The organism is uncultured Brachybacterium sp. (assembly GCF_947500705.1).
In the GTDB taxonomy this organism is placed as follows: Bacteria; Actinomycetota; Actinomycetes; order Actinomycetales; family Dermabacteraceae; genus Brachybacterium.
In genome coordinates this window covers 311208-335340 of record NZ_CANMSY010000003.1, presented here as the reverse complement: position 1 = coordinate 335340, position 24133 = coordinate 311208, and the positions used below count along the sequence as shown (strand labels likewise).

Below are 24133 nucleotides of genomic sequence, written 5' to 3'. Positions count from 1 at the left end.
CACCGCGCCGTCGGCCCCGCCGGCTCAGCCCCCACCGGCACCGGGCCGGTGGGGAATCCCGAGCCCGTCGTCACCTCGCGCGCCCAGGCGATGGAGGCCCTGGTCGTCGAGCTGCGGGCCCGTCTCGCGAAGGCCGCGGAGGGGGGCTCCGCCGCGGCCCGGGAGAAGCATCGTGCCCGCGGCAAGCTGCTGGCCCGGGAACGGATCGATCGCCTCCTCGATGAGGGCTCGCCCTTTCTCGAGATCGCGCCGCTGGCCGCCGAGGGGATGTACGACGGGGCCGCCCCGAGCGCCGGGGTCGTCGCCGGGATCGGGATGATCCATGGCCGGCACTGCCTGATCCTCGCCAACGACGCCACCGTCAAGGGCGGCACCTACTTCCCGCTGACCGTGAAGAAGCACCTCCGCGCGCAGGAGATCGCGCAGGAGAACCGCCTGCCGTGCGTGTACCTCGTCGACTCCGGCGGCGCCTACCTGCCGATGCAGGACGAGGTGTTCCCCGACCGCGACCACTTCGGCCGGATCTTCTACCACCAGGCCCGGATGAGCGGCGAGGGCATCGCCCAGCTCTCCGCCGTGATGGGCTCCTCCACCGCGGGCGGCGCCTACGTGCCGGCGATGAGCGATCAGACCGTCATCGTGCGAGACCAGGGCACGATCTTCCTCGGCGGACCGCCGCTGGTGAAAGCAGCCACCGGCGAGGAGGTCAGCGCCGAGGACCTCGGCGGGGGGCTGATGCACACCGAGGTCTCCGGGGTCGCCGACCACCTCGCCGAGGACGACGAGCACGCCCTGTCGATCCTCCGCGACATCGTCGACACCCTCCCCGCCCCCGCACCGGTGCGGCCGCGCGGGGAACCCCGCGCGCCCGCCATCGACCCCGAGACCATGGGCGAGGTGGTGCCGGCGGACCTCTCGACCCCCTACGACGTGCACGAGGTCATCGCCCGGATCGTCGACGCCGGGGAGTTCTCCGAGTTCAAACCCACCTACGGAGCCACCCTGGTCACCGGCTTCGCGAGGATCCACGGGCACCGGGTGGGCATCGTCGCCAACAACGGGGTGCTGTTCAGCGAGTCCGCGCTCAAGGGCGCCCACTTCATCCAGCTCTGCGACCAGCGCGAGATCCCACTGGTGTTCCTGCAGAACATCGCGGGGTTCATGGTCGGCGCCGAGTACGAGCGCGGTGGCATCGCCAAGGACGGCGCGAAGATGGTCACCGCCGTCGCCTGCGCCCGGGTCCCGAAGCTCACCGTCGTGATCGGCGGGTCCTTCGGCGCCGGTACCTACTCGATGTGCGGGCGCGCATACTCCCCGCGCTTCCTCTGGCTGTGGCCGAACGCCCGTGTCTCCGTGATGGGCGGCGCCCAGGCCGCCGCGGTGCTCTCGACCGTCACGCGCGACCGCATCGAGGCCGGCGGCGGGACCTGGAGCGAGGCGGAGGAGGCCGAGTTCCGCCGGCCCATCATCGAGGACTACGACGCCCAGGGCAGCCCCTACTACTCCACCACCCGGCTCTGGGACGACGGGATCATCGAACCCGCTCAGACCCGCACCGTCCTCGGCCTCGCGCTGGACGTCGTCTCCCGTGCCCCGCTTCCCGCGCTCGCCCGCGGCGTCTTCCGGATGTGAGGCCGATGATGCTCAGAACTTCCGAGACCAGCACTTCCGTGACCAGCGGCCGGGTGGTCAGCGCCCGCCTGCTCGATACCGTTCTGATCGCCAACCGCGGCGAGATCGCGATGCGGATCCTGCGCACCGTCCACGGCCTGGGCCTCGCCGCGATCGCCGTCCACACCGACGAGGATGCGAGCGCCGCCCACGTCACCTCCGCCGACCGCGCCGTACGGATCAGCTCCTATCTCCAGGGCGAGGAGATCATCGCCGCGGCGCTGGCCACCGGTGCCCGGGCGATCCACCCGGGCTACGGCTTCCTCTCCGAACGGGCCGACTTCGCCCGCGCCTGCGAGCAGGCCGGGGTCGCGTTCGTCGGCCCGTCGGCCGCTGCGATCGAGACCATGGGCGACAAGATCTCCGCCCGCGCCGCGGTCACCGCCCGCGGGGTGCCGGTGGTGCCGGGCCTCGCCGCCCCGGGACTGGATGATGCCGCGCTGCTCGCCGGCGCTGCGGAGGTCGGCTTCCCGCTGCTGGTCAAGCCCGCCGCTGGCGGTGGTGGGAAGGGCATGCACCGGGTCGCCACCGCCCACGAGCTGCCCGCCGCGCTCGCCGCCGCCCGCCGCGAGGCCGCCGGCGCCTTCGGCGACGACACCCTCTTCCTCGAACGATGGATCACCGCACCGAAGCACATCGAGGTGCAGATCCTCGCCGACGCCCACGGGAACGTGATCCACCTGGGGGAGCGGGAATGCTCCCTGCAGCGCCGCCACCAGAAGGTCATCGAGGAGGCACCCAGCCCATCGCTGACCCCTGAGCAGCGCGATCAGTTCGGGCGGGTCGCGGTCGACGCCGCCCGCGCCGTGGACTACGTGGGCGCCGGCACCGTCGAGTTCATCGTCGACGGTACCGCCCCGGAGGTCCCGTTCTTCCTCGAGATGAACACCCGCCTCCAGGTCGAGCACGCCGTCACCGAGGCGATCACCGGGATCGACCTGGTCGCCGAGCAGCTCCGGATCGCGAGCGGTGAGCCGCTGTCGCTGTCCCAGGAGGACGTGCACCTCGAGGGCCACGCGATCGAGGCCCGGATCTACGCCGAGGACCCCGCTGCGGATTTCCTCCCCACCGGCGGGAGAGTGCTCGCGCTCGCCCTGCCGGAGGGCGCGCGGGTGGACCACGCCCTGAGCGTCGGCGCCACCATCTCCAGCAGCTACGACCCGATGCTCGCCAAGGTCATCACCCACGCCCCCACCCGCGACCGGGCGCTCGCCGCGCTCGACCGGGCGCTCGCCGACACCCACCTGCTCGGCGTCGTCACCAACACCGCCTTCCTGCGCGCGCTGCTGGCCCTGGACGAGGTGGTCAGCGGGGAGATGGACACCGGCCTCATCGAGCGCCGCCTCGCGGAGCTCACCCCGCCGCCGGCCACCGCCCGGGCGCTCGCCGTCGCGGCGCTCGTGCGCTGGGACCAGGTGGCCCGCTCCCGTCCGGGCGGCCTCTGGCATGCGCCCTCGGGATGGCGGCTCGGGGCTCCGGCGCCCTTCATAGTCCGCTTCGCGGGGGCCGGCGGGCCCGGTCACGACCCGATCGAGGTGGTGCTGACCGGCGCCCCGGCCCAGGCCCTCGCCCGGATCGGCGAGCAGGAGTTCGACCTCTCTCTGCACCAGGGAGCCATCGCCGTCGACGGCGTGCGCCTGCCGCTGCTCCACCACGTCACGGAGAGCGCGGTGTGGATCGGACTGCCGGGCGAGGATCGTGAGCTGCTCCTGCACCGTCCCACGCGCGGCACGTCAGGACGGGAGGCGGCACCGACGCTCGCCTCGCCGATGCCGGGCACGGTGACCATGGTGCTGGTGGCCGACGGGGACCACGTGGAGGCCGGCGACCCGGTGCTCGTGGTCGAGGCGATGAAGATGGAGCACACCCTCAGCGCACCGAGCGCCGGCACCGTGCGCCTGCGGGTCAGAGCCGGAGACCGGGTGGCTCGCGGCGAGAAGGTCGCGCAGGTGGACCTCGTCGCAGGGGGCTCCGGTATCGACGATCACGAGGAGGCCCGCCCATGAGCGATCCCTTGCCCGAGGGGCCGCGCATCATCCAGCGCGGTCTCTACGCCGACGAGCTGCAGATCGGCGCGATCTACGAGCACCGCCCCGGCCGCACCCTGACCGAGGCGGACAACGTCCTGTTCTCCACCATGACCATGAACCCGCAGGCCCTCCACCTCGACGCCGCCTGGAGCGAGACCACCGAATTCGGGCAGCGGCTGATCAACTCGATGCTCACCCTCGCCACCGTGGTCGGGGCATCCGTCGCCCAGCTCAGCCAGGGGACTCTGGTGGCGAACCTCGGCTTCGGCGAGATCAGCTTCCCCCGCCCCCTGCACCACGGCGACACCCTCTACAGCGAGACGCAGGTGCGCGCCGTGCGGCCCTCGACATCGCGGCCAGGCCAGGCAGTGGTCACCCTCGTCCACACCGGACGCAACCAGCACGGCGAGGCCGTGGTCCGCGCCGAGCGCACCACCCTCATGCACGCCGCCGCCTCGGAGCATCCCCCCGCATCGACGCGCCCCGCACCCCAGAAGCACGGCCAGGAGAACTCATGAGCAGGAACCACGATCACCTCTCCCCGCGCAGCCGCAGCACCTGCCGCGAACGGCACGGCGCGTCCGAGGGGCACGACGGCGACGGGCGCGAGCTGCTCCCGCTGGGACCCTCGCTGCTGTTCTGCCCCGGGGACCGGCCGGACCGCTTCCGCAAGGCCGCCGACCGCGCCGACGCCGTGATCCTCGACCTCGAGGACGCCGTCGCCCCCGAGAACAAGGCCGCGGCCCGTGCCGCCGTCGCCGCCCATGACCTGGATCCCTCCCGCACCATCATCCGGGTCAACGCTCCGGGGGAGGCGGACTTCGCGGCCGACGTCCTCGCCCTCGCACCGCTCCGTCCTCGCTGGGTCATGCTGCCCAAGGCCAGCAGCCTCGCCGAGGTGGATCGGCTCGTCGGCGCTCTGCCCGGGGCGCAGGTGCTGGTCCTGTGCGAGACCGCCCGCGGTGTGCTCGCCGCCCCCACGCTCGCCGCCCACCCGGATGTGGTCGCACTGATGTGGGGCGGGGAGGACCTGATCGCCTCTCTCGGCGGCACCTCCTCCCGCCGCCCCGACGGCGGCTACCGCGACGTGGTGCGCCACGCCCGCTCCAGCGTGCTCCTGGCAGCCCGGGCCAACGGCCGCAGCGCGATCGACGCGATCCACACCGACCTCGCCGACGAGGACGGCTGGCGCGCCGAGGCCGAGGACGCCGTGGCCAGCGGATTCACCGCGACCGCCTGCATCCACCCCGCCCAGGCCGCGATCATCCGCGAGGCCTACGCACCGACGCCCGAGCAGACCGCCTGGGCCCGCGGGGTGCTGGCCGCCGCCGAGCGCCGCGGCACCGGGGTGTTCGAGCACGAGGGTCGCATGATCGACGGCCCGATCCTGCGCCACGCCCGCTCGCTGGCCACCCGCGGCCTCGCCGGTGCCCTCGGACCGCAGGGCCCCGCCGACCCGCACGCCGCCGACCACTCATGAGCACCGCCGCTTCGCTGAAGGAGACCCCCGTGAGCACCACCCCCACACCCCCGCCCGGCACCGAGCTGCTGAGCGAGGAGCACCAGCGCCTGGCCGCTCTGGTGCGCGACTTCGCCGACGAGGTCGTCGCCCCGGCCAGCTACGAGTACGACACCCAGCGTGAGCTGCCGATGGGGATCATCGCCCAGATGGGGGAGCTGGGGCTGTTCGGCCTGCCGATCCCGCGCGAGTACGACGGGCAGGGCAGGGACTACATGTCGCTGTGTGTGGCCGTGGAGCAGCTGGCCCGCGTGGACCAGTCGATCGCGGTGACCCTCGAGGCGGGCCTCGGCCTCGGCGCGATGCCGATCCTCACCTTCGGCACCACCGCCCAGAAGGAGCGCTACCTGCCGGCGCTCGCCCGCGGCGAGGAGCTCGCCGCCTTCGGGCTCACTGAAGCGGAGGCGGGCTCCGACGCCGGCGGCACCCGCACCTCCGCGCGGCTCGAGGACGGCCAGTGGGTGATCGACGGGACCAAACAGTTCATCACCAACTCCGGCACCCCCATCACTTCGCTGGTCACCGTCACAGCCGTGACCGGACAGCGCCAGCGGGCCGATGGACGCGCCACCCCTGAGCTGACCAGCATCATTGTGCCTACCGACACCCCGGGATTCACCGCTCTGCCGGGCTACGACAAGATGGGTTGGCACACCTCTGACACGCATCCGCTGCTGCTCGAGGACGTGCGCGTGCCCGAGGAGAACCTGCTGGGGGAGCGGGGCCGCGGCTTCTCGAACTTCCTGGCGATCCTGGACCAGGGACGGGTCGCACTCGCGGCGCTGTGCGTCGGTGCCGCCCAGGGCTGTCTCGAGCAGGCGGTGGACTACGCGAAGCGGCGCGTGGTCTTCGACCGGCCGCTCGGCGACAACCAGCACATCGCCTTCACCATCGCCCGCATGCAGGCCCGGGTCGCCGGCGCCCGCGCCCTCATGCACGAGGCCGCCCGCCGCCTCGACGCCGGGATGCCCTTCAGCAAAGAGGCGTCGCTCGCGAAGCTCGTGAGCAGCGAAGCCGCAGTGGCCAACGCCCGCGACGCCTGCCAGATCTGGGGCGGCAACGGTTTCCTCAACGAGAACGTCGTGGCCCGTCACTACCGCGACTCCCGCGTGCTCGAGGTCGGCGAGGGCTCCACCGAGGTCCAGCTCGCGATCATCGCCAAGCATCTGGGGTTCTCCAAGGCGCTGACGGGCTGAGGCATCCGACGGGAACTGCCGTCCGGTGCGGCCAACTTCCTATAGGGTGACCCGGAAAGCGCGCCCGATCCTCTGACAGGACGAGGATCCGGGCCGCCGGGTAAGAGAGGGAGTGCCGAGATGGCCGTGCGACGACAGGTCCTCCGCGCCGAGGTCGAGGAGCTGATCCTCCAGCGCCTGCTCGAGTCGAGGTGGGCACCGGGCTCGCGGCTGAGCATCGACGGGCTCGCCCGCGACCTCGAGGTCTCGCCGACGCCCGTGCGAGAGGCGATGGTCTCACTCGAGCGCTCCGGTCTGGTGGAGTACGTGGCGCTGCGCGGGTACGTGGTGGCGCCGATGCTGGATGCCGCGCAGATGACCGAGCTGCTGGACGCCCGCAAAGTCGTCGAGTCCGCGGCCCTGGCCCGCGCCTTCGAGGACGTCGGCACGCTGCTGGCGGATCTTGAGGAGGCGTACGCCGAGCACGGTGACGTCATCGAGCGGATCGAGGCGGCGGGAGAGGTCACCTACGAGCTGCTGCAGGAGCACTTCCACGCCGACTGGCGCTTCCACCAGGTCCTGTTCGACCACGCCGGCAATCGGTACCTCTCGACCATGGTCGACACCGTCCGCGCACACACGCACCGCATGCGCCAGACCTGGGTGGGCGGCCCCCCCGCCCTCGACATCCACGAGGCGTACAGCGAGCACGGCCGGATCCTGGAGAAGGTGCGCCGGCACCACCACGACGGGGCGCTCCAGGCCCTGGTCGAGCATCTCGACGCCGTGCTCGAGCGCTCCACCACGCTCGCCGAGGAGTCCGCGGAGGGCGAGCGCGGGGGGTCGGAGGAACCAGCCGCCCAGAGCGTGACGGTCTGATCTCAGCGGTCGAGGAGCGGGTCGTCCGCGGAGTCGGCGAAGCGGGCTCTGAGGAACTCCGAATGGACATCCAGCGAGCGGGCGACGCCCGCGACGGTGTCGTTCTCCAGCCGGTCCAGGCGGCTCCCGAGAACGCTGAGCTGCTCATCGATGCTGTGGAGATTCGCGATCGCCCGTGAGCGGGCATCCTCCGTGGTCGTGGGGGCGAGGAAGCCGACGGAGTCCTCCAGCGCGTCCACCAGGTCCGGGACATAGCGATCCGCCATCCCCTCGAGCATCATCACGTCGGCGTCCGAGGCGCGACGGGACTGGATCGCCGGAGCGCCCAGCAGGGCGTCGATCCGCAGCAGCAGGGTCTCGGCACGCCTCAGAATCTGCGAGAGCGCCGGTCCGCGGGCCCTCCGCTGCATCTTCTGGAGACGGCGACGCTGCTGGCGGGAGTCCTTGACGATCTTCTCGAGCATCGCGCGGGTCCCGGCGGGGATCTCCACCGAGGCGCGCCCCAGCCGGACCGGCTGCGGAGAGCGGTTCCGCAGCAGGAATCCGCTGCCCCCGCCGACCAGGGCGGCGATGCCCAGCCCAGCCAGCAGCGGCGTCAGCAGACCTGCCCCGCCGATCAGGCTGCTGACACCGAGGATGACGAAGCCGCTGATCCCGAACGCGCCGGCGAGCACGACCGGCACGCCGACGGTGAGCCAGCGACCCCGCCGACGGGGTGCGGTGAGGCCCTTCGAGCGCGGGGAGTGGATCGTGCCCTCGAGCGGGCCCTGTCCGGGCGGCCACATCCCCGGCGGAGTCGTCGACCGCGGTGCCCCCGTGCCGCGGCGCACGCCGGAGCCGGGCCGCGGCGGGACGCTGCCCCGGCGGGCCGGCTGCTGGTGCCGCGGACGGTTCTGGGTGCTCATGGCTACCGCGGACCTCTCTGTGGTCGGAGCTGAGGTCAACGACGGGGAGGTCCGGACAGGGGGCCCACGGGATGCGGGGCCCCGCTCCGGGACCTCACCATCGACGGCCTCCAGGCTATCGCGACCGTCCGAGGATCGGCTGGGGGCTATCCCCCGAGCCGGCGGGGGAGCGACCGGCCCCGCCGAAGGTGAGGGTGACCCGCGCTCCCGATGGTCCGGGGTGGCCCGCGCTCCCACTGGTCCGGGGTGGTGACTGCGCGGCGACCTGGGGTCTGCTCTGACGTCGAACCGGCGCAGCAGCGCGGCCCGCTCGACGGAGAGGAACCATCATGTCCGAGAACTCTCCCGCCTCCGACCCGGCTGCCACCGACGGTGCGCAGAGCACTGCGGAGGGCGAGGCCGCGACGTCGTTCACCACCGGTCGCCCGGCGCACTTCGAGATCCAGGCCGCCGATCCGCAGCGCGCCGTCACCTTCTACTCCACAGTGTTCGGCTGGGGCTCCGAGGACTGGTCAGGGTTCGCGGGCTCACCGTACTTCGGCGTCACCACCGGCACCGGGCACGGCATCGACGGCGCCGTCATGAGCCGTCCCGGCGGAGCGAACCCTGAGGTCGGTGGCCCCGTGGCAGGCGCCGTCCTCACCATCGGAGTGGAGGACTACGACGCGACCGCGGCGATCCTCGCCGGCGGCGGCACCGAGGCGCTGCCGAAGTACGCCCTGGCCGGCATGGCCTGGCAGGGCTACTTCCACGACACCGAGAACAACGTCTTCGGCATCCACCAGCCGGATCCCGAGGCTGCCTGACGCTCCGCTCGTCCCCCGCGCGGGGTCAGTCGGCCGCGCGCGCCTACGCCACGCGCGGGATCAGCCGGCTGCGTGCGCCTCCGCGATCCGCAGCAGCTCGAGGTAGCCCCCGAGCTGCCAGGCGGTGCGCCCCACGAACAGCCCGGTCGCGTGCTCGATGCCGAGCAGATCCGCGGCGTTGTCGAGGTTCACGGAACCGCCGTAGAGCAGCCCGGTGACCCGCCCGGTGTACTCCGCGCCGAGAGCAGCGAAGGGCTCGATGAGCTCGTCGACCGTGGCGGGCCGGCCCTTCTCGCCGATCGCCCAGATCGGCTCGTAGGCGATCAGCACGCGGGAGAGCTCCTCGGCGGAGAGCCCCTCGAGGGCGCCGCGGGCCTGATCGAGGACGAACTCGCCCGAGCCGCCGGTCTCCTTCACCTCGTCGCTCTCCCCGATGCACAGCAGCGGGGTCAGCCCGTGGCGCAGGGCCGCGGCGACCTTGAGCCGGGTGGTCTCCACCGTCTCGCCGAAGTGCTCACGCCGCTCGGAGTGCCCGATCTCGACGATCCGGGCGCCGGCGTCCTTCGCCTGGGGCACGGAGACCTCCCCGGTCCAGGCGCCCGCATCCTCCCAATGGGCGTTCTGCACGCCGAGCAGGACGGGGGAGTCCTCGCCGAGGATCTCGGCCACGGTGGTGACGGCGGTGAAGGACGGGATCACGAAGGGCTGAACTCCCGCGGGGACCGTGCCGTCGGATGTGCCGCCACCGCCGAGGCTCTCGCGCAGGCCTGCGGCCCAGGCTCTTCCCTCGGCGAGGGTCTTGGTCATCTTCCAGCTGGTGCCGACCCACAGGGTGCTCATGCCGATCAGGCCTGCTCGAGCGAGCCGTCGTAGGCGCAGATCGCGTCGACCTTCGCGGCCGAGGAGGAGTTCGGGTCGAACTCGAGGTCCAGCCACACCTTGACCAGCTCCTTGGCCGCTTCCAGACCGATCACGCGCTGGCCCATGGTCAGCACCTGTGCGTTGTTCGAGAGCACGGAGCGCTGCACGGAGTAGAGGTCATGCGCAGTCACGGCGCGGACGCCGGAGACCTTGTTCGCCGCGATCGCGACGCCGAGGCCGGTGCCGCAGATCAGCAGGGCCCGGTCGGCCTCGCCCGCCGCGATCTTCTCGGCCGCGGCGACGGCGATGTTGGGGTAGTGGGTACCGTCGTCCGCGGAGCCGACGCCGACGTCGAAGACCGACTCGACGCGGTCGTCGCCCTCGAACAGGGCCTTGATCTCTTCCTTGTAGCTGAAGCCGGCGTTGTCGCCGCCGACGATGATCTTCAGTGCCATGGGGTTCTCCTTGGTGGGGGGTGTTGTGAGGGGTGTTGTCTCGAGGATTTCAGCCCGGATCGCCTGCGGGGAAGGGCGTTCGGGCGTCGACTTCCCCACGCCGTCCGGGGTCAGGACAAGTGCTGCCCGAGCTCCTTCATAAGGATCGAGAAGGAGATCGCGCCGGGATCGGGGGTGCCGATGGACTTCTCGCCGAGCACGCGTGAGCGGCCCAGCGAGGCGGTGATGTCCGCGGTGGCGTCGGCCGCCTCGCGGGCGACCTTCGCCGCCGCCAGGATCGCCTCGGCGGTGTTGTCGCCGGTGAACGTCTCCTCCAGCGTCTCCCGGAAGGGCGCGGCGGCGTCGACCATGGTCTTGTCGCCCACCTTCGCCCCGCCCAGTCGCTGGATCGCGTCGATCCCGGCCTCGACCGCGTCGACCACGGTGCGGGACTCGGCGCCGGCCTGATCGTCGAACACGCTGCCGGCGGCGATCAGCGCCGCGCCCCAGAGCGCGCCGGAGGTGCCACCGGCGGACTCCGACCAGGCCTCCCCGGCGCGGACCAGCAGGGTGCGGGCCCCGGCCCCGGCGTCGAGCGCCTCCTTCGCCGCGGCCGCGGCGCCCTTGGAGCCGTAGGCCATGCCCTGGCCGTGGTCGCCGTCCCCGGCGATCGCGTCGATCCGGCCGAGCTCGGCCTCCTCGCGCAGGCACACGGAGCCGAACAGCTCCAAGACGTCCGCGACCTTCGCGGCAGCGGCGCGGGACTCCTCGCTCGAGGCGGGGATCTCGTCGGCCCCGGCCTCCCAGAAGGAGGAGCGGCGGGGGCGGTCCACCTGCGGCATGGCGCCGCGGTGGAAGGCGGGGGTGTCGACGGGGGCGAGCCAGTGCTGCTCGAGCTCCTTGTCGAGGAAGACCAGGCTCAGGGACACCCCGGCCATGTCGAGGCTGGTGACCAGCTCGCCGACCTCGGGGCGCACCGGGGTGATGCCCGCGGCCTCGAGCAGCTCGGCGACCTTCGCGTAGACGACGAAGAGCTCCTCGTACTTCACGGTGCCGAGGCCGTTGACGAGCACCGCGGCGCGGCCCTGATAGCCGCCCTCGACGTGCTCGGGTTGCTCGGCGAGGACGCCCTCGACCAGCAGCGTCGCGATCTCGTTCGCGGTGCCGATCGGCTCGTCGCGCACGCCGGGCTCGCCGTGGATGCCGAGGCCCACGCCCATCTGGTCGTCCTCGACGTGGAACAGCGCCTCGGGCGCGCCGGGCAGTGTGGGGCCGTCGAAGGCGACGCCGAAGGAGCGGGTGGCGTCGTTCGCCTTCCAGGCGATCCGCTCGGCCTCGTCCAGACCTGCGCCGGCCTCGATCGCTGCACCCGCGATCTTGAACACGGGCAGATCCCCGGCGATGCCGCGACGGTCACGGTGGTTCTCGAGCGAGTTCGAGACGATGTCGTCGCTGACCTTGATGATCCGCACGTCGATGCCCTCGGCGCGCAGCTTCTCCGCCGCGGCGCCGAAGTGCAGCACGTCCCCGGCGTAGTTGCCGAAGCCCAGGATCACGCCGCCGCCGTTCTCGGCATTGCGAGCGACGGAGTAGACCTGCGAGGACGAGGGTGAGGAGAAGATGTTCCCGCAAGGTGCGCCATGGCCCATGCCCGGACCGACCCAGCCGGCGAAGGCGGGGTAGTGGCCGGAGCCGCCGCCGATCACCAGAGCGGGCTGTCCGGCAGGAGTCTCGGTCGCGCGGACCACACCGCCGTGGACCACTGCGACGTGGTCGGGGTGGGCCAGGGCCAGGCCTGCGACCGCCTCGGTCGCGAAGTCTGCCGGGTCATTGAAGAGATACGTCATCGTTGATTCCTCCGGAGGCTGCCGCGCTGAGGGCGCGGCGGCAAGGGTCTGAGGTGGATCGCGGCGGGTCGTTCCGCACGCTCCGGTTAGATCCTATAGGAATCGTAGGCCACAGGACAGGGGTCGGTGAGGGTCCCCATGCGGCGAACCGGGCGGGGAGGGGTCGTCGATACCTTCATCGTCGTGTCGTCCGTCCGGGCGTGTCGGAGAGGAACTCTGCTCCGTTTCGCCCGGGGCCTTCCCAATCCGTCCATCGATCCTATAGGATCAGTTCCGACGGTACCACTTTACGAAGGGACGACGATGTTCACTGCAGAGAACTGGCCGATCGGCGCCAACATGCTCTCGTTCGGCAGCACCACCTCGGACGGCACGCCCACCCTGGAGGCCTCCTCCACCGTCTGGGGTTCCCAGCTGCGCCAGGTCAAGGAGCTCGGAGTCGATCAGATCGACCCCACGGACGCGTGGCTGCCGCTGGCGAAGCTCAGCGATGAGCGCCTCGAGGAGTTCCGCACCGTGCTCGACGGCGAGGGCATGTCGCTCTCCTCGATCTCCATGACCCGCAACTCCGTCGTGGACGTCGAGAACGGGGAACGGAATCTCCGCGATGCGCACCGTTTCCTCGAGATCGCCCCGAGCTTCGGCGTGAGCGTGGTCAACACCGGCTTCATGCAGGCCACCACCGAGAAGCAGGCGAAGGCGATCTGGTTCTGGCTCGAGGACGGCCACGTCGACGATCCGGCCCTGCGCGACCTGGCCATCGAGCGGATCCGGGAGCTCGGCGACGCCGCGCAGGCCCAGGGCGTGCAGCTCAGCCTCGAGATGTACGAGGACACCTACGTCGGCACCGCCGACGAGGCCGTCGCCTTCGTCACCGATGTCGACCACGAGTCCGTCGGCCTCAACCCCGACATCGGCAACCTCGTGCGCCTGCACCGCGAGGTGGAGCCCTGGCCGGACATGTTCGAGAAGGTGCTGCCGCACTCGAACTTCTGGCATATCAAGAACTACACCCGGGACCTCGATCCGGCCACCGGAGCCTACTCGAGCGCTCCCATGCCGCTGAAGTACGGCTACATCAACTACCGCCAGGTGATCCGTCGCGCGATCGAGCTGGGCTACTCCGGACCGTTCTGCTGCGAGCACTACGGTTCCGATTCGCTCGGCGTCATCGCCGAGAACGTCCACTACATCCGCCAGGTGCTCGCCTCGGCCCTCGCCTGAGGCTCCCGGGGGCCGCACCGCCCCCATTCCTTTTCGGAGAACGAAGGAGTTCCCGTGGACCCCATACTGCTCATTGCACTCGTCGTCGGCATCGCGCTCATCGTGGTCATCGTCCTGAAGACCCGACTGGACGCCTTTGCCGGACTGCTGATCGCCTCCGTGGTGGTCGGCCTCATCGCCGGGCAGGACCTGCCGGGCATCGTCGGATCGATCAAGACCGGATTCGGTAACACGCTCGCCTCGATCGGCATCGTGATCGGACTGGGCGTCGCCATCGGCAAGATCCTCGAGGTGTCCGGCGCCGCCCAGGCCATCGCCGTGGCTTTCCTGCGCCTCTTCGGCAAGGGGCGCGAGCCCTGGGCGATGACCAGCATCGGCGCCCTGATCTCGATCCCCGTCTTCTGCGACTCGGGCTACGTGATCATGAACCCGCTGGCCCGCGCGATCGCCAGGGTCAAGAAGTACGGCTACGCCACGCTGGGCATCGCTCTGGCCGGTGGCATGGTCATCACCCATCACTTCGTCCCTCCCACACCGGGCCCGCTCGGTGTCGCCGGCATCCTCGGGGTCAGCGTCGGCTCGGTGATCATCACCGGGCTCGTGTTCACCGTCTTCATGATCCCCGTGGTCACCCTCTACGCGAAGTGGATCGGCCCCAAGGTCGAACCGCTCATCAACGCCGAGATCCAGGAGGCCGTCTACGGGGACGTCCGCAGCGATCGCCTGGCTACGGTCCGCGCTGCCGGCGGGGGTGGCGGCGTCGAGTCGGACGCCGCCACCGATCTCGAGGACCTCACCCGCGAGAGCACCGAGCTGGGCGAACGGCCCGAGGGTTCGAAGCCGCACCGGATCGGGCCTGTCGTCGGCCTGCTCCCGCTCGTGGTCCCGATCGTCCTCATCGTGATGAACACCGTGGTCTCGGCCGTCGACATGGCGGCCCAGGGAACGGCCCTCCCGGCCGAGTACGAACCCTCCACCTGGGCCGGTGTCTTCGTCTTCATCGGTGACCCCGTCATCGCGCTCCTCATCGGACTGGTGCTCGCCGTGTACCTGCTCCTGCCGCGCTGGACACCGAGGAAGAAGAGCCACAAGTGGCTGGGTGACGCCGCCGCGGACGCCGGTCTCATCCTGCTCATCACCGGGGCCGGCGGCGGCCTGGGCCAGGTCCTGCGCGACACCGGCATCGGCGATGCGCTCGCCGCCGCGATCGGAGGGCTCCCGCTGCCCTCGTTCCTGCTGCCCTTCCTCATCGCCTCGATCGTCCGCATCGCCCAGGGCTCCGGCACCGTCTCGATGATCACGGCAGCCTCCGTCACCGCCCCGGTGATGGCGACCATCGGCCTGGACCCGTTGGTCGCGGTCATGGCCTGTGTCGCGGGTGCCATGGTGTGCAGCTACTTCAACGACTCGTACTTCTGGGTCGTCACGCGCTTCATGGGCCTCGAGGGGACCGCCGCCCTGAAGGCCCACTCCGGCATGACCACCGTCATGTGGGCGGCATCCATCCCGATGCTGTTCGTGCTCAGCCTCGTGCTCGGCGCGTCCGGCTGACGCCCACCCCCGGGAGTCCGGCCGACGGAGCAGATCCCGTCGGCCGCCTCCCGCAGAATTCCGCCACCGACCACCCAGATTTCACCCCCGACGAACGGAGAACATCATGTCCCTCGAGATCAAGACCATCCAGCCCTTCCCCGCCCAGCGCACTGCGATCGTCACCGGCGCCGGAGCCGAGCGCGGTATCGGTCGCCGCGTCGTGCGCAAGCTCGTCTCCGAGGGCTGGAGCGTTGCCGCCGCCGACATCGACGGCGCCGCCACCGAGGCCTTCGCCGCCGAGATCACCGCCGAGCTGCCCGAGGGCAGCACGCAGAAGGTCGTCGGCGTCGGCGTCGACATCTCCGACCAGGCCGCGGTGGATGCCGCGTTCGCCCGCATCGATGCCGAGCTGCCCCCGGTCGTGGCGCTGGTCAACCTCGCCGGCATTCCCAGCCCTCATTCGATCTTCGAGATCACCTCGGAGATCTGGGACAAGGTCATGAACGTCAATGGCAAGGGCACGCTGCTGATGACGCAAGCCGCGGCGAAGCGCATGATCGACGGCGGCGTCGGCGGGCGCATCGTGAACACCTCCTCCATCACGGCCCTCGACGGAGGCGGCACCTTCTCCAAGACCGGCTACGCCGCGGCGAAGGCCGCCGTGCAGGGCCTGACCCGCGGCACCGCCCGCGAGCTCGGCAAGCACGGCATCACCGCGAACGTCATCCTCCCCGGCCCGATCGACACCGACATCATGGGCGGGACGCTCACCGACGAGCGCAAGGCGGGGATGTCCTCGAACATCCCGCTCGAGCGCGTGGGGCAGCCCGAGGAGGTTGCTGGCCTGATCTCCTTCCTGGTCAGCGAGGACTCGAGCTTCGTCAGCGGCACCTCGATCAATGTCGACGGCGGCAAGCACATGCACTGATCCTCCTCGTCGTCCCGCCGGGTCAGGACCCGGCGGGACGACGGAGGTCCCCGAGCGTCCCCGTCGCGAGGGACCTCCGACTGCCGGCACCAACCAATATCCAATAGGATCGCTACTCTCAGTACCAGAGCCATACGGCCGCCTCGTCACGAGTCGCCGACCGATGGCAGCGACGGCGCCCTCGTCCACGCGGGCGCCCCCTCGAACGAAGGAGTTCCCTCATGACCATCTCCACCGTGACCATCGTCGGCGCCGGCTACATGGGCGGCGGCATCGCCCAGGTCCTCGCCATGGCCGGCTTCGACGTGACCATCGCCGATGTCGACGTCGAGGTCGCCAACAAGTCCCTCGAGCGCCTCCAGAAGGAAGCCCGCGACTTCGAGGAGCAGGGTCTCTACGCCCCCGGCTCCGCCGATCTCGTCGCGAAGAACATCTCCGCTGGCAAGACCATCGAAGAAGCGGTCTCGGACGTCGACTTCATCGAGGAAGCCGTGTTCGAGCGGATCGACGTCAAGCGCGAAGTGCTCGGGAAGATCTCCGAGCACGCCCGCCCCGACGCGATCATCGGCACCAACACCTCGACCATCCCGGTCAAGGAGCTCGAGAGCGCCGTGAAGAACCCTGAGCGGTTCCTCACCGTCCACTTCTCCAACCCCGCCCCCTTCATCCCGGGCGTCGAGCTCGTCGCCGGACAGGCCACCACCCCCGAGGCCGTCGCCGCGGTCAAGGAGCTGCTCGAGAAGAGCGGCAACCAGGGCGCCCAGGTCGCGGACACCCCCGGCATGGTGCTGAACCGCCTGCAGTACGCGCTGCTGAAGGAGGCCACCTCCGTCGTCGAGGAGGGCGTCGCCACCGCAGAGGATGTCGACACCATCGTGCGCACCACCTTCGGCTTCCGCCTGGGCTTCTTCGGTCCCTTCGCGATCGCCGACCAGGCCGGGCTCGATGTCTACGCGAACTGCTTCGTGACCTTCGAGAACGCCTTCGGTGACCGCCTGGCCACCCCCTCGCTCCTCACCGACTCCGTCGCGGCGGATCGCAAGGGCGTCAAGAACGGCAAGGGCCTCCTCGGCGACTACGACGAGGACACCGCCGCAGAGCTGATCGCCTACCGCAACAAGGCATACGCCAAGATGTCCCAGCTCCTCGCGGAGCTCGGCCCGGCCCCCAAGGCCACCCCGAAGAACGCCTGACCCCCACCCCACCCCTCACCACCCCACGGGCATCGCCCGTCGACCGGGCACTGCTGCCCGGGACCTGAGCCGAACGCTCGGGGCCCGGCAGCTGCCGGGCCCCGAGCGTTCCGACGTCGGAGCTGTCGGTCGACCTGCCCCCACTCTCAGGAGACATCCCTCGTGGAAGAACTCGTCCTCGCGGATCGGCCGGTCTGGCTGCTCCTGACGATCGCGGTCGTCGCGATCGTCATACTGCTCGTCCTCATCATCAAGGCGCGCCTGCACGCCTTCTTCTCCCTGCTGATCGTCGCGGTCGGCACCGGCCTCGCCGCCGGCATCAGCGTCGGCGACGTCGTCACTGTGGTGATCTCCGGCTTCAGCACGACCGTCGGAACGGTCGCCCTCCTGGTCGGCTTCGGCGCCGTGCTGGGAAGACTCATCGAGATCACCGGCGGCGCCCAGGTGCTCGCCGACAAGATGCTCGACACCTTCGGGGAGGCGAGGGCACCGCTGGCGCTCTCCGTCGCCTCGCTGTTCTATGCGTTCCCGATCTTCCTGGACGCCGGCTTCATCGTGATGCTGCCGGTCATCTACACCGTGGCCCGTCGACTCGGCGGCTCCTTCATGCTCTACGTGCTCCCGTCGATCGCGTCGTTCATGATGATGCACGCCCTGCTGCCCCCGCACCCGGGCCCCACCGCCGCCGCCATCGTGATGGGCGCGGACGTCGGCCTCGTGATCGTCGTCGGCCTGCTGATCGGCCTTCCCACCTGGTACTTCGGTGGCTACCTGGTCGCTCGGGCGATCGCCAAGCGCTACCCGAACACTCCGGTGCCGGCCCTGCTCGGCGAGCCGCGTGACATCCCCGTCGAGGAGCGTCCCTCCTTCGGCGCGATCATCCTGGTGCTGCTGATGCCGCTGGTGCTGATCTTCTTCAACACCGGGATGTCCACCCTGGAGCAGCAGGAGACCGTCACTGCGGACAACATCTTCTTCCAGCTCTCCCGGCTGATCGGCGCGACCCCGGTCGCACTGTCGCTGTCGGCCCTGGCCGCGATGGTGCTGCTGTACGTGATCCCGCGGCGCCGCCGCGGTCAGAAGGTCGGCGGGCTGCTCGAGGAGCTGGTGGATGACGCCCTGGCCCCCGTCTGCTCGATCATCCTGATCACCGGTGCGGGCGGCGCCTTCGGCCGCGTCCTCACCGAGACCGGCATCGGCACCGAGGTCGCGAACGGCCTCGACGCCATGGGACTCCCGCTCATCGTCTCCGCCTACCTGGTGACCATGGCCATGCGCATCGCGCAGGGCTCGGCCACCGTCGCGGCCACCACGGGTGCTGCGATCATGGCTCCGGCGATCATGGGTGGCGACTTCAGCACGATCGCCGTGGCCGCCATGGTCATCGCGATCGGCGCCGCCTCGATCGGCTGGTCGCACGTGAACGACTCCGGCTTCTGGCTGATCGGCAAGTTCTGCGGCTTCGACACCGTGACCACCTTCAAGACCTGGTCGGTCGTGGGCACCACCATCTCGCTCGTCGGCTTCGCGCTGTCGGCGGTGGTGTTCGTCATCTTCGCCTGATCTGCGTCTGACAGAGTGAGGGCCGGTGCGAGATGTCGCAGCGGCCCTCGCCCGGTCCCGTTCCGCTCCTGCACCTCGGAAGAAGGCCCTTGTGACCGTCACCGCGTCCTCCCCCCGCCGCCTGCTGATCCTCGACGATGACCCCACCGGTTCGCAGTGCGTGGCCGGCATCGATGTCGCCTTCGACGAGGACCCCGCGATCCCGGTCCAGGTGCTCGCCGAGCCGGAGTCGGCCTGCTTCGTGCTGACCAACACGCGCGCTCTGGACGAGGCGGCGGCCACGGCGATGAACCGGCGGATCGTCGGGGGAGTGCTCGACGGCGGGATCCCCGCGAGCGGCCTGCATGTGGTCTCCCGCTCGGACTCGACCCTGCGCGGGCATGTGATCGCCGAACCCGTCGCGATCGCCGACGAGCTCGTCGCCCACGGGGTCCAGGTCGACGCCTTCGTGCTGTGCCCGGCGATGATCGAGGCCGGCCGCTTCACCGAGGGCGACATCCACTACGCCACGGTCGACGGTCAGGCGGTCGAGGTCGCCCGGACCGACTTCGCCCAGGACGCGACCTTCGGCTTCACCCACTCGAACCTGCGCGAGTTCCTCGCCGAGCGCTCCGGCGGCGCGATCGACGCCGCAGACGTCCTCAGCATCTCGCTGGAGGACATCCGCTCCGGCGGTCCCGCCCGGGTGCGGGAGATCCTCGCCGGCGCCCGCGACCGGGCCTGGGTGGTCGTCAACGCCACCGAGTACTCCGACATGGAGGTCGTCGCAGCCGCGATGGCCGAGCTCGAGGCCGAGGGGCGCACCTACGTCACCCGCTGCGCTCCCTCCTTCGTTCGCCCGCTGACCGGCCAGTCCGGCGCCCGGGTGGTCGACGCCGAGGCAATCACCATCCCTGCCGGGCGACTGGACCACGGCCTGGTCGTCGTCGGCTCGCACGTGGGCCTGACCACCACCCAGCTGCGGGCCGTGCAGGAGCGCGGCACCCTCACCGAGGTCAAGATCGACGTCCCCGCCGTCCTGGACGAACGCCGCGAGCAGCACCTCACCGAACTGGCCGACAGAGTGCGCGAGAGCCTCACCCGCAGCGACTGCGTGCTCTACACCAGCCGTGACCTGGTGCGCACCGACGATCCCGCCGCATCCCTCGCGATCGCACGCAGCGTCTCGGACGCGGTGGTGGAGATCGTCCAGCGGGTGCGCACCGCCCGGCCCGCCTGGGTGGTCGCCAAGGGCGGCATCACCTCCCATGAGGTCGCCGCGCATGGCCTCGGGATCCGCCGCGCCCGGGTCGAGGGCCAGTTCTGGGCCGGACAGGTCTCGCTGTTCGCCGCCGAGGAGGCCCCCGAGGAGGTCCTCGGCATGCCGTACGTCGTCTTCCCCGGCAACGTGGGCGGGGCGCAGGCCCTGGCCGACGTGGTCGACACCCTCACCGCCGCCGTCGCGGCCCGCTGACCGTCCGTCCCACCCCGCATCCCTGAGGAGCACGACATGAGCACCACGAGCACCGCTGCCACCACCTCCATCGCCTGGATCGGGCTCGGCGCCATCGGCACCCCGATGGCCCGCACGGCCGCCGCGGCCGGCTTCCCCGTCACCGCCTTCGACCTGAACCCCGCCGCCCGCGAGGCCGTGGCCGACGTCGCCACCCCTGCCACCTCCGCCCGCGAGGCGGCTCAGGGCGCCGACGTCGTGGTCGTCATGGTCGCGACCCCCGCGCAGCTGGACTCCGTGCTCGTGGGCGAGGGTGGCATCGCGGAGGTCCTCACCGACGCGACGACGCTGCTGATCATGTCGACCGTCGGTCCCGCCGCGATCGAGCAGACCCTCACGGCGCTCAAGGGCATCACCTCCCACCTGGTCGACGCCCCCGTCTCCGGCGGCGCCGCCCGCGCCGCGACCGGCGACCTGCTGGTCATGGTCGGCGGCGCCGAGTCCGACGTCGCCGCCGTGCGGCCGCTGCTGGACGCCCTCGCCGCGAACGCTCCGGTGGTGGGGCAGAAGCCCGGCGACGGCCAGCGCTTCAAGATCGTCAACCAGCTGCTGTGCGGGGTGCACATCGCCGCGGCGGGGGAGGCCCTCGCGCTCGCCGACTCGATGGGCCTGGACCTGAAGCAGGTCCACGAGGTCCTCGGCACCGGCGCCGCCGCGTCCTTCATGTTCGGCGACCGCGGCCAGCGCATGGTCGACGGCGCCTTCGACGACGTCCGCTCCGCGCTGACCATCTTCGTCAAGGACATGGGGCTGGTGGCCGAGGCCGCGCAGGAGGTCGACCAGGAAGTGCCGCTGGCGACCTCCGCCCAGCAGATCTACCGCCGCGGCAGCGAGCGCGGCTGGGACCGCCGCGACGACTCCATCGTCTTTCGCGTGCTGCGCGAGCAGGACGACCGACGAACGAGCTGAACCCCCGACCGTTGACCGCACGACCGACCTCATAGGAGAGACCCACCATGGCCGACTCACCCCTCTCGGGTGCCCTCGAATTCGCGAGGATGCTCGCCGCTGGCGGCTTCCGCCTCGACCCGGTCGAATCCGCCCCCTCGATCGAGGACCTCCGCCTCCTCGCCAGGAAGCGGCTCCCCACCATGGCGTTCGACATCGTCGACGGCGCCTCGAACCACGAGATCACCCTCGATGCGAACGCCCGCGACCTGCGCGAGGTGCGCTTCCGCCCGCGCTGGCTCACCGACATCTCGCGCATCGATGTCTCCACCACCGTCGACGGCCTCGCCCTGGACCGTCCCTACGTGCTGGGCCCTCTCGGACTGCAGCGCATGATCGGCGGCGAGGGGGAGCTGGGCGCCGTCCGCGCCGCCGGCCGGGCCCACATCCCCTTCACCATCTCCACCGCCTCGAACTGGACGATGGAGGAGCTGGCGGAGCACGCGACCGGACCGCTGTGGTACCAGCTGTACATGTACAAGAGCGAGAAGATCGTCGCGAACCTCATCGAGCGCGCCCGCGGCATCGATGCCGAGGTGCTGGTCGTGACCGTCGACGTGCCGCTGAACGGCAAGCGCTACCGCGACCATCGCAACGGCATGTCGATCCCGCCGAGGATCACCCCGCGCAACGCCGTCCAGGCTGTCCGGCACCTCGGCTGGACCCGGGCGATCATGCGCCCGCCGGCCATCGGCTTCCGCAACCTCAAGGACGAGATCCAGGGCAACAACGCCGTCTCCCACCAGGAGTTCGTCAAGAAGTACCTCTCGAACCTCACCCTCACCTGGGAGGACATCGCAGAGGTGCGACGGCAGTGGGACGGCCCGATCTACATCAAGGGCATCCTCACCCCCGAGGACGCCGTGCGCGCCCGGAAGGCCGGGGTCCAGGGGATCTACGTCTCGAATCACGGCGGGCGCCAGCTGGACTCCTCGCCGAGCACGATCAGCGTGCTGCCCTCGATCGTCGATGCCGTCGGCGAGGACATGACGGTCGTGTTCGACGGCGGTGTGCGCACCGGTGACGACATCGCCAAGGCCCTCGCCGTCGGCGCGGACCTGGTCTCCATCGGCCGCGCCTGGGGCTACGGCAACGCCGCCGCGGGGGAGAAGGGCGTGCGGCGGGTGCTCGAGATCCTCGACGAGGAGCTCGAGCTGGCCATGGGACAGCTGGGGGCGACCGGCATCCCCGCGCTCGACCGCAGCTTCGTCGACTACCCCGAGGCCTGGCACGGAGCCGGCCTGCACCGCGAACCCGAGCCCGCCGCCGTCACCGAGGAGTTCACCCCATGAGCAGCACCTGGAAGCTGGCGATCACCGCCGACTACGCCGAGCCCGACGGCTCGACCATCTACGGCGACATCGGACTGGCCTCCCTCGCCGAGCACGGGATCCACTGGTCCCTGGTCGGGGAGGAGGGCCGGGACCTGCGCGCGGAGGAGCTCGAGGGCTTCGACGCGCTCCTGCTGCTCAGCGGCACCCCCGTCGGCCGCGCCCAGCTCGAGGGGGTCACGACGCTGAAGCATGTGGCCCGCTTCGGTGCCGGCTTCGACGCCGTGGACCTCGAGGCCTGCGACGAACGGGGCATCACCGTCACCAACGCTCCCACCGGGCTGCGGGTGCCGATGGCCCATACGGCGCTCACCTTCCTGTTCGCCCTCGCGCACTCCCTGCTGCCCAAGGACCGCCTGGTGCGCGAGGCCGCGTGGGACCGCAAGGCCGAGCACCGCGGGCCCGGGCTCGCGGACGCCACCATCGGCATGATCGGGCTCGGCGGCATCGGCCGGGAGACGGTGAGCCACTTGCGCGCTCTCGATCTCGAGGTGATCGCGTGGAACCGCTCGCCGCGGCCGGAGTTCTGCGCCGAGGCCGGGATCGAGCAGCTCGACCTCGACGAGGTGATCGCCCGCTCCGACTACCTGATCCTCACCGTGGCCGCGAACGACGGGACCCGCCACCTGATCGGTGAGCGCGAGCTGGCGCTGATGAAGGACACGGCGTTCCTCATCAACATCGCCCGCGGCGCCGTGGTGGACGAGAGTGCGCTGATCGTGGCGCTGCAGGAGGGCACCATCGCGGGGGCCGGGCTCGACGTGTTCGAGGTCGAGCCGCTCCCGGCCGACAGCCCGCTGATCGCGCTGGAGAACGTCGTCCTCAGCCCGCACGCGCTGTGCTGGACGGCGGACTTCGCCGCCGCCACCGGCGCCGAAGCGCTCGGCGAGGTCATCGCCGTCGCCGAGGGCCGGACCCCGCGCAACGTGGTCAACGCCCCTCGCACGACCGTCCGGGACGCGGGCCGGTGAGCGAGCGCTCGGCGGCCGACGAAGCCCGGATCAGCAGCCTCACCTGCGTCGTCACCGGTGCCGCCGCCGCGCGCGGCATCGGCCGCGGGGTGGCCCTCACCCTCGCCCGGCAGGGCCGCCCGCTCGCCCTGCTGGACCGGGACGAGGCCGGCCTCGTCACCGCGGCGCACGCCGCCCGGGCGGCGGGCGCCCCGCACGTGGTCACCGCCCGGGTCGACATCGCCGACGAGGCTTCCGTGGACGCCGCGCTCGGCGCCATCGAGCAGGACCCCGCCGCGCCCTCGGTGGGAGCCCTGGTGAGCTGCGCCGGCATCGCGGATCCCACCCCGTTCCTGGAGATGACCGGCGAGGGCTTCCTGCGCACGCTGACGATCAACACGCTGGGCACCTTCCATCTCGCGCGTCGCGTGGTGCCCGGCATGGTCGAGCAGGGGCTCGGGCGGATCGTCGCGATGAGCTCGACGGCGGGCCAGGACGGAGGCGGGAACTTCTCGACCTCCGCGTACGCCGCCTCGAAGGCGGGCGTGGAGGGGATGCTCCGCGGCCTCGCGAAGGAGCTCGCGGGCACCGGCGTCACCACCGCCGCGATCGCCCCCGCCAACATCGACACCGACATCATGGGCGGGCGTCTGGAAGGGGAGCGACGGGCGCACTTCGTGGCGCGCACCCCCGTCGGCCGCCTCGGCACCACGGAGGAGCTGGGCGAGCTCGTGGCCTTCCTGGTCGGCCCGCACGGGGGCTTCACCACCGGTGCCACGTACAACCTCAACGGCGGTCTGCGGGTGGGCTGAGGAGTCCCGCCCACGGCGGCGGGTGGGCCACA

At 71.1% G+C, this 24133-nt stretch carries 21 protein-coding genes; 17 read left to right on the top strand and 4 right to left on the bottom strand.

The annotated features are described in order from the left end of the window. Window positions 1-90 precede the first annotated feature (90 nt). From Q0937_RS07580 to Q0937_RS07555, 6 genes are all read left to right on the top strand, one after another. The gene (locus tag Q0937_RS07580) at window positions 91-1632 is read left to right on the top strand and encodes a carboxyl transferase domain-containing protein (protein WP_299302485.1); all 1542 of its coding nucleotides are present in this window, start codon (window positions 91-93) and stop codon (window positions 1630-1632) included. An 8-nt stretch (window positions 1633-1640) separates the two neighbouring features. Then, window positions 1641-3677 (top strand): biotin carboxylase N-terminal domain-containing protein, encoded by a 2037-nt coding sequence (locus Q0937_RS07575; RefSeq protein ID WP_299302479.1) that lies wholly within the window; start codon window positions 1641-1643, stop codon window positions 3675-3677. After that, the gene (locus Q0937_RS07570; protein WP_299301826.1) at window positions 3674-4219 is read left to right on the top strand and encodes a MaoC family dehydratase; all 546 of its coding nucleotides are present in this window, start codon (window positions 3674-3676) and stop codon (window positions 4217-4219) included. Before Q0937_RS07575 ends, Q0937_RS07570 begins: the two co-directional genes overlap by 4 nt. Next, window positions 4216-5181 carry a CoA ester lyase gene (locus tag Q0937_RS07565; protein WP_299301824.1) on the top strand — a complete coding sequence of 322 codons (966 nt, stop codon included), beginning with the start codon at window positions 4216-4218 and terminating at the stop codon, window positions 5179-5181. Before Q0937_RS07570 ends, Q0937_RS07565 begins: the two co-directional genes overlap by 4 nt. Continuing rightward, the gene (locus tag Q0937_RS07560) at window positions 5178-6416 is read left to right on the top strand and encodes an acyl-CoA dehydrogenase family protein (RefSeq protein ID WP_299301821.1); all 1239 of its coding nucleotides are present in this window, start codon (window positions 5178-5180) and stop codon (window positions 6414-6416) included. The genes Q0937_RS07565 and Q0937_RS07560 overlap by 4 nt, the downstream gene beginning before the upstream one ends. A gap of 120 nt (window positions 6417-6536) precedes the next feature. After that, window positions 6537-7274, top strand: coding sequence for a GntR family transcriptional regulator (locus Q0937_RS07555; protein WP_299301818.1), 738 nt, complete (start codon window positions 6537-6539; stop codon window positions 7272-7274). Between the two features lie 2 nt (window positions 7275-7276). Here the strand turns inward: Q0937_RS07555 and Q0937_RS07550 are convergent, their stop codons facing one another. Further along, on the bottom strand, window positions 7277-8179 hold the full coding sequence (locus Q0937_RS07550; protein ID WP_299301815.1) for a hypothetical protein: 903 nt from the start codon (window positions 8177-8179) through the stop codon (window positions 7277-7279). Between the two features lie 329 nt (window positions 8180-8508). On the opposite strand from Q0937_RS07550, the gene Q0937_RS07545 reads away from it, so the two are divergent. Beyond that, window positions 8509-8985, top strand: coding sequence for a VOC family protein (locus Q0937_RS07545; protein ID WP_299301812.1), 477 nt, complete (start codon window positions 8509-8511; stop codon window positions 8983-8985). A gap of 60 nt (window positions 8986-9045) precedes the next feature. Here the strand turns inward: Q0937_RS07545 and Q0937_RS07540 are convergent, their stop codons facing one another. The 3 genes from Q0937_RS07540 to Q0937_RS07530 all read right to left on the bottom strand — a co-directional run bounded on the left by Q0937_RS07540 (window position 9046) and on the right by Q0937_RS07530 (window position 12127). After that, complete coding sequence (locus Q0937_RS07540; RefSeq protein ID WP_299301809.1) at window positions 9046-9825, bottom strand: triose-phosphate isomerase; 780 nt, start codon at window positions 9823-9825, stop codon at window positions 9046-9048. A 5-nt stretch (window positions 9826-9830) separates the two neighbouring features. Beyond that, window positions 9831-10301 (bottom strand): ribose-5-phosphate isomerase, encoded by a 471-nt coding sequence (locus Q0937_RS07535; RefSeq protein WP_299301806.1) that lies wholly within the window; start codon window positions 10299-10301, stop codon window positions 9831-9833. Between the two features lie 110 nt (window positions 10302-10411). Continuing rightward, a complete protein-coding gene (locus tag Q0937_RS07530) occupies window positions 10412-12127 on the bottom strand; it encodes a dihydroxyacetone kinase family protein (protein ID WP_299301803.1) in 1716 nt (571 codons plus the stop codon). Between the two features lie 303 nt (window positions 12128-12430). On the opposite strand from Q0937_RS07530, the gene Q0937_RS07525 reads away from it, so the two are divergent. From Q0937_RS07525 to Q0937_RS07480, 10 genes are all read left to right on the top strand, one after another. Next, window positions 12431-13351: a sugar phosphate isomerase/epimerase gene (locus tag Q0937_RS07525; RefSeq protein WP_299301800.1), complete on the top strand. Its 921-nt coding sequence runs from the start codon at window positions 12431-12433 to the stop codon at window positions 13349-13351. A gap of 54 nt (window positions 13352-13405) precedes the next feature. Then, entirely contained in the window at window positions 13406-14902 is a 1497-nt protein-coding gene (locus tag Q0937_RS07520) for a GntP family permease (RefSeq protein ID WP_299301797.1), read from the top strand. Window positions 14903-15008: 106 nt separating this feature from the next. Next, window positions 15009-15812: an SDR family NAD(P)-dependent oxidoreductase gene (locus Q0937_RS07515; RefSeq protein WP_299301794.1), complete on the top strand. Its 804-nt coding sequence runs from the start codon at window positions 15009-15011 to the stop codon at window positions 15810-15812. Between the two features lie 221 nt (window positions 15813-16033). Then, window positions 16034-17005: a 3-hydroxyacyl-CoA dehydrogenase family protein gene (locus Q0937_RS07510; protein ID WP_299301791.1), complete on the top strand. Its 972-nt coding sequence runs from the start codon at window positions 16034-16036 to the stop codon at window positions 17003-17005. 162 nt (window positions 17006-17167) lie between these two features. Continuing rightward, window positions 17168-18568, top strand: a complete 1401-nt coding sequence (locus Q0937_RS07505; protein WP_299301788.1) for a GntP family permease — start codon at window positions 17168-17170, stop codon at window positions 18566-18568. 91 nt (window positions 18569-18659) lie between these two features. Beyond that, complete coding sequence (locus tag Q0937_RS07500; protein ID WP_299301786.1) at window positions 18660-20021, top strand: four-carbon acid sugar kinase family protein; 1362 nt, start codon at window positions 18660-18662, stop codon at window positions 20019-20021. A gap of 36 nt (window positions 20022-20057) precedes the next feature. Next, a complete protein-coding gene (locus Q0937_RS07495; protein WP_299301783.1) occupies window positions 20058-20969 on the top strand; it encodes an NAD(P)-dependent oxidoreductase in 912 nt (303 codons plus the stop codon). Window positions 20970-21016: 47 nt separating this feature from the next. Next, on the top strand, window positions 21017-22300 hold the full coding sequence (locus Q0937_RS07490) for an alpha-hydroxy acid oxidase (RefSeq protein WP_299301781.1): 1284 nt from the start codon (window positions 21017-21019) through the stop codon (window positions 22298-22300). Continuing rightward, window positions 22297-23310 carry a 2-hydroxyacid dehydrogenase gene (locus Q0937_RS07485; protein ID WP_299301778.1) on the top strand — a complete coding sequence of 338 codons (1014 nt, stop codon included), beginning with the start codon at window positions 22297-22299 and terminating at the stop codon, window positions 23308-23310. Before Q0937_RS07490 ends, Q0937_RS07485 begins: the two co-directional genes overlap by 4 nt. After that, window positions 23307-24101 (top strand): SDR family NAD(P)-dependent oxidoreductase, encoded by a 795-nt coding sequence (locus Q0937_RS07480; RefSeq protein ID WP_299301775.1) that lies wholly within the window; start codon window positions 23307-23309, stop codon window positions 24099-24101. Before Q0937_RS07485 ends, Q0937_RS07480 begins: the two co-directional genes overlap by 4 nt. Window positions 24102-24133 lie beyond the last annotated feature (32 nt).

Coding starts and splice junctions, on each gene's coding strand:
- Q0937_RS07580 (WP_299302485.1), top strand. CDS start 91: ATGGAGGCCCTGGTCGTCGAGCTGCGGGCCCGTCTCGCGAAGGCCGCG.
- Q0937_RS07575 (WP_299302479.1), top strand. CDS start 1,641: ATGCTCAGAACTTCCGAGACCAGCACTTCCGTGACCAGCGGCCGGGTG.
- Q0937_RS07570 (WP_299301826.1), top strand. CDS start 3,674: ATGAGCGATCCCTTGCCCGAGGGGCCGCGCATCATCCAGCGCGGTCTC.
- Q0937_RS07565 (WP_299301824.1), top strand. CDS start 4,216: ATGAGCAGGAACCACGATCACCTCTCCCCGCGCAGCCGCAGCACCTGC.
- Q0937_RS07560 (WP_299301821.1), top strand. CDS start 5,178: ATGAGCACCGCCGCTTCGCTGAAGGAGACCCCCGTGAGCACCACCCCC.
- Q0937_RS07555 (WP_299301818.1), top strand. CDS start 6,537: ATGGCCGTGCGACGACAGGTCCTCCGCGCCGAGGTCGAGGAGCTGATC.
- Q0937_RS07550 (WP_299301815.1), bottom strand. CDS start 8,179: ATGAGCACCCAGAACCGTCCGCGGCACCAGCAGCCGGCCCGCCGGGGC.
- Q0937_RS07545 (WP_299301812.1), top strand. CDS start 8,509: ATGTCCGAGAACTCTCCCGCCTCCGACCCGGCTGCCACCGACGGTGCG.
- Q0937_RS07540 (WP_299301809.1), bottom strand. CDS start 9,825: ATGAGCACCCTGTGGGTCGGCACCAGCTGGAAGATGACCAAGACCCTC.
- Q0937_RS07535 (WP_299301806.1), bottom strand. CDS start 10,301: ATGGCACTGAAGATCATCGTCGGCGGCGACAACGCCGGCTTCAGCTAC.
- Q0937_RS07530 (WP_299301803.1), bottom strand. CDS start 12,127: ATGACGTATCTCTTCAATGACCCGGCAGACTTCGCGACCGAGGCGGTC.
- Q0937_RS07525 (WP_299301800.1), top strand. CDS start 12,431: ATGTTCACTGCAGAGAACTGGCCGATCGGCGCCAACATGCTCTCGTTC.
- Q0937_RS07515 (WP_299301794.1), top strand. CDS start 15,009: ATGTCCCTCGAGATCAAGACCATCCAGCCCTTCCCCGCCCAGCGCACT.
- Q0937_RS07510 (WP_299301791.1), top strand. CDS start 16,034: ATGACCATCTCCACCGTGACCATCGTCGGCGCCGGCTACATGGGCGGC.
- Q0937_RS07495 (WP_299301783.1), top strand. CDS start 20,058: ATGAGCACCACGAGCACCGCTGCCACCACCTCCATCGCCTGGATCGGG.
- Q0937_RS07490 (WP_299301781.1), top strand. CDS start 21,017: ATGGCCGACTCACCCCTCTCGGGTGCCCTCGAATTCGCGAGGATGCTC.
- Q0937_RS07485 (WP_299301778.1), top strand. CDS start 22,297: ATGAGCAGCACCTGGAAGCTGGCGATCACCGCCGACTACGCCGAGCCC.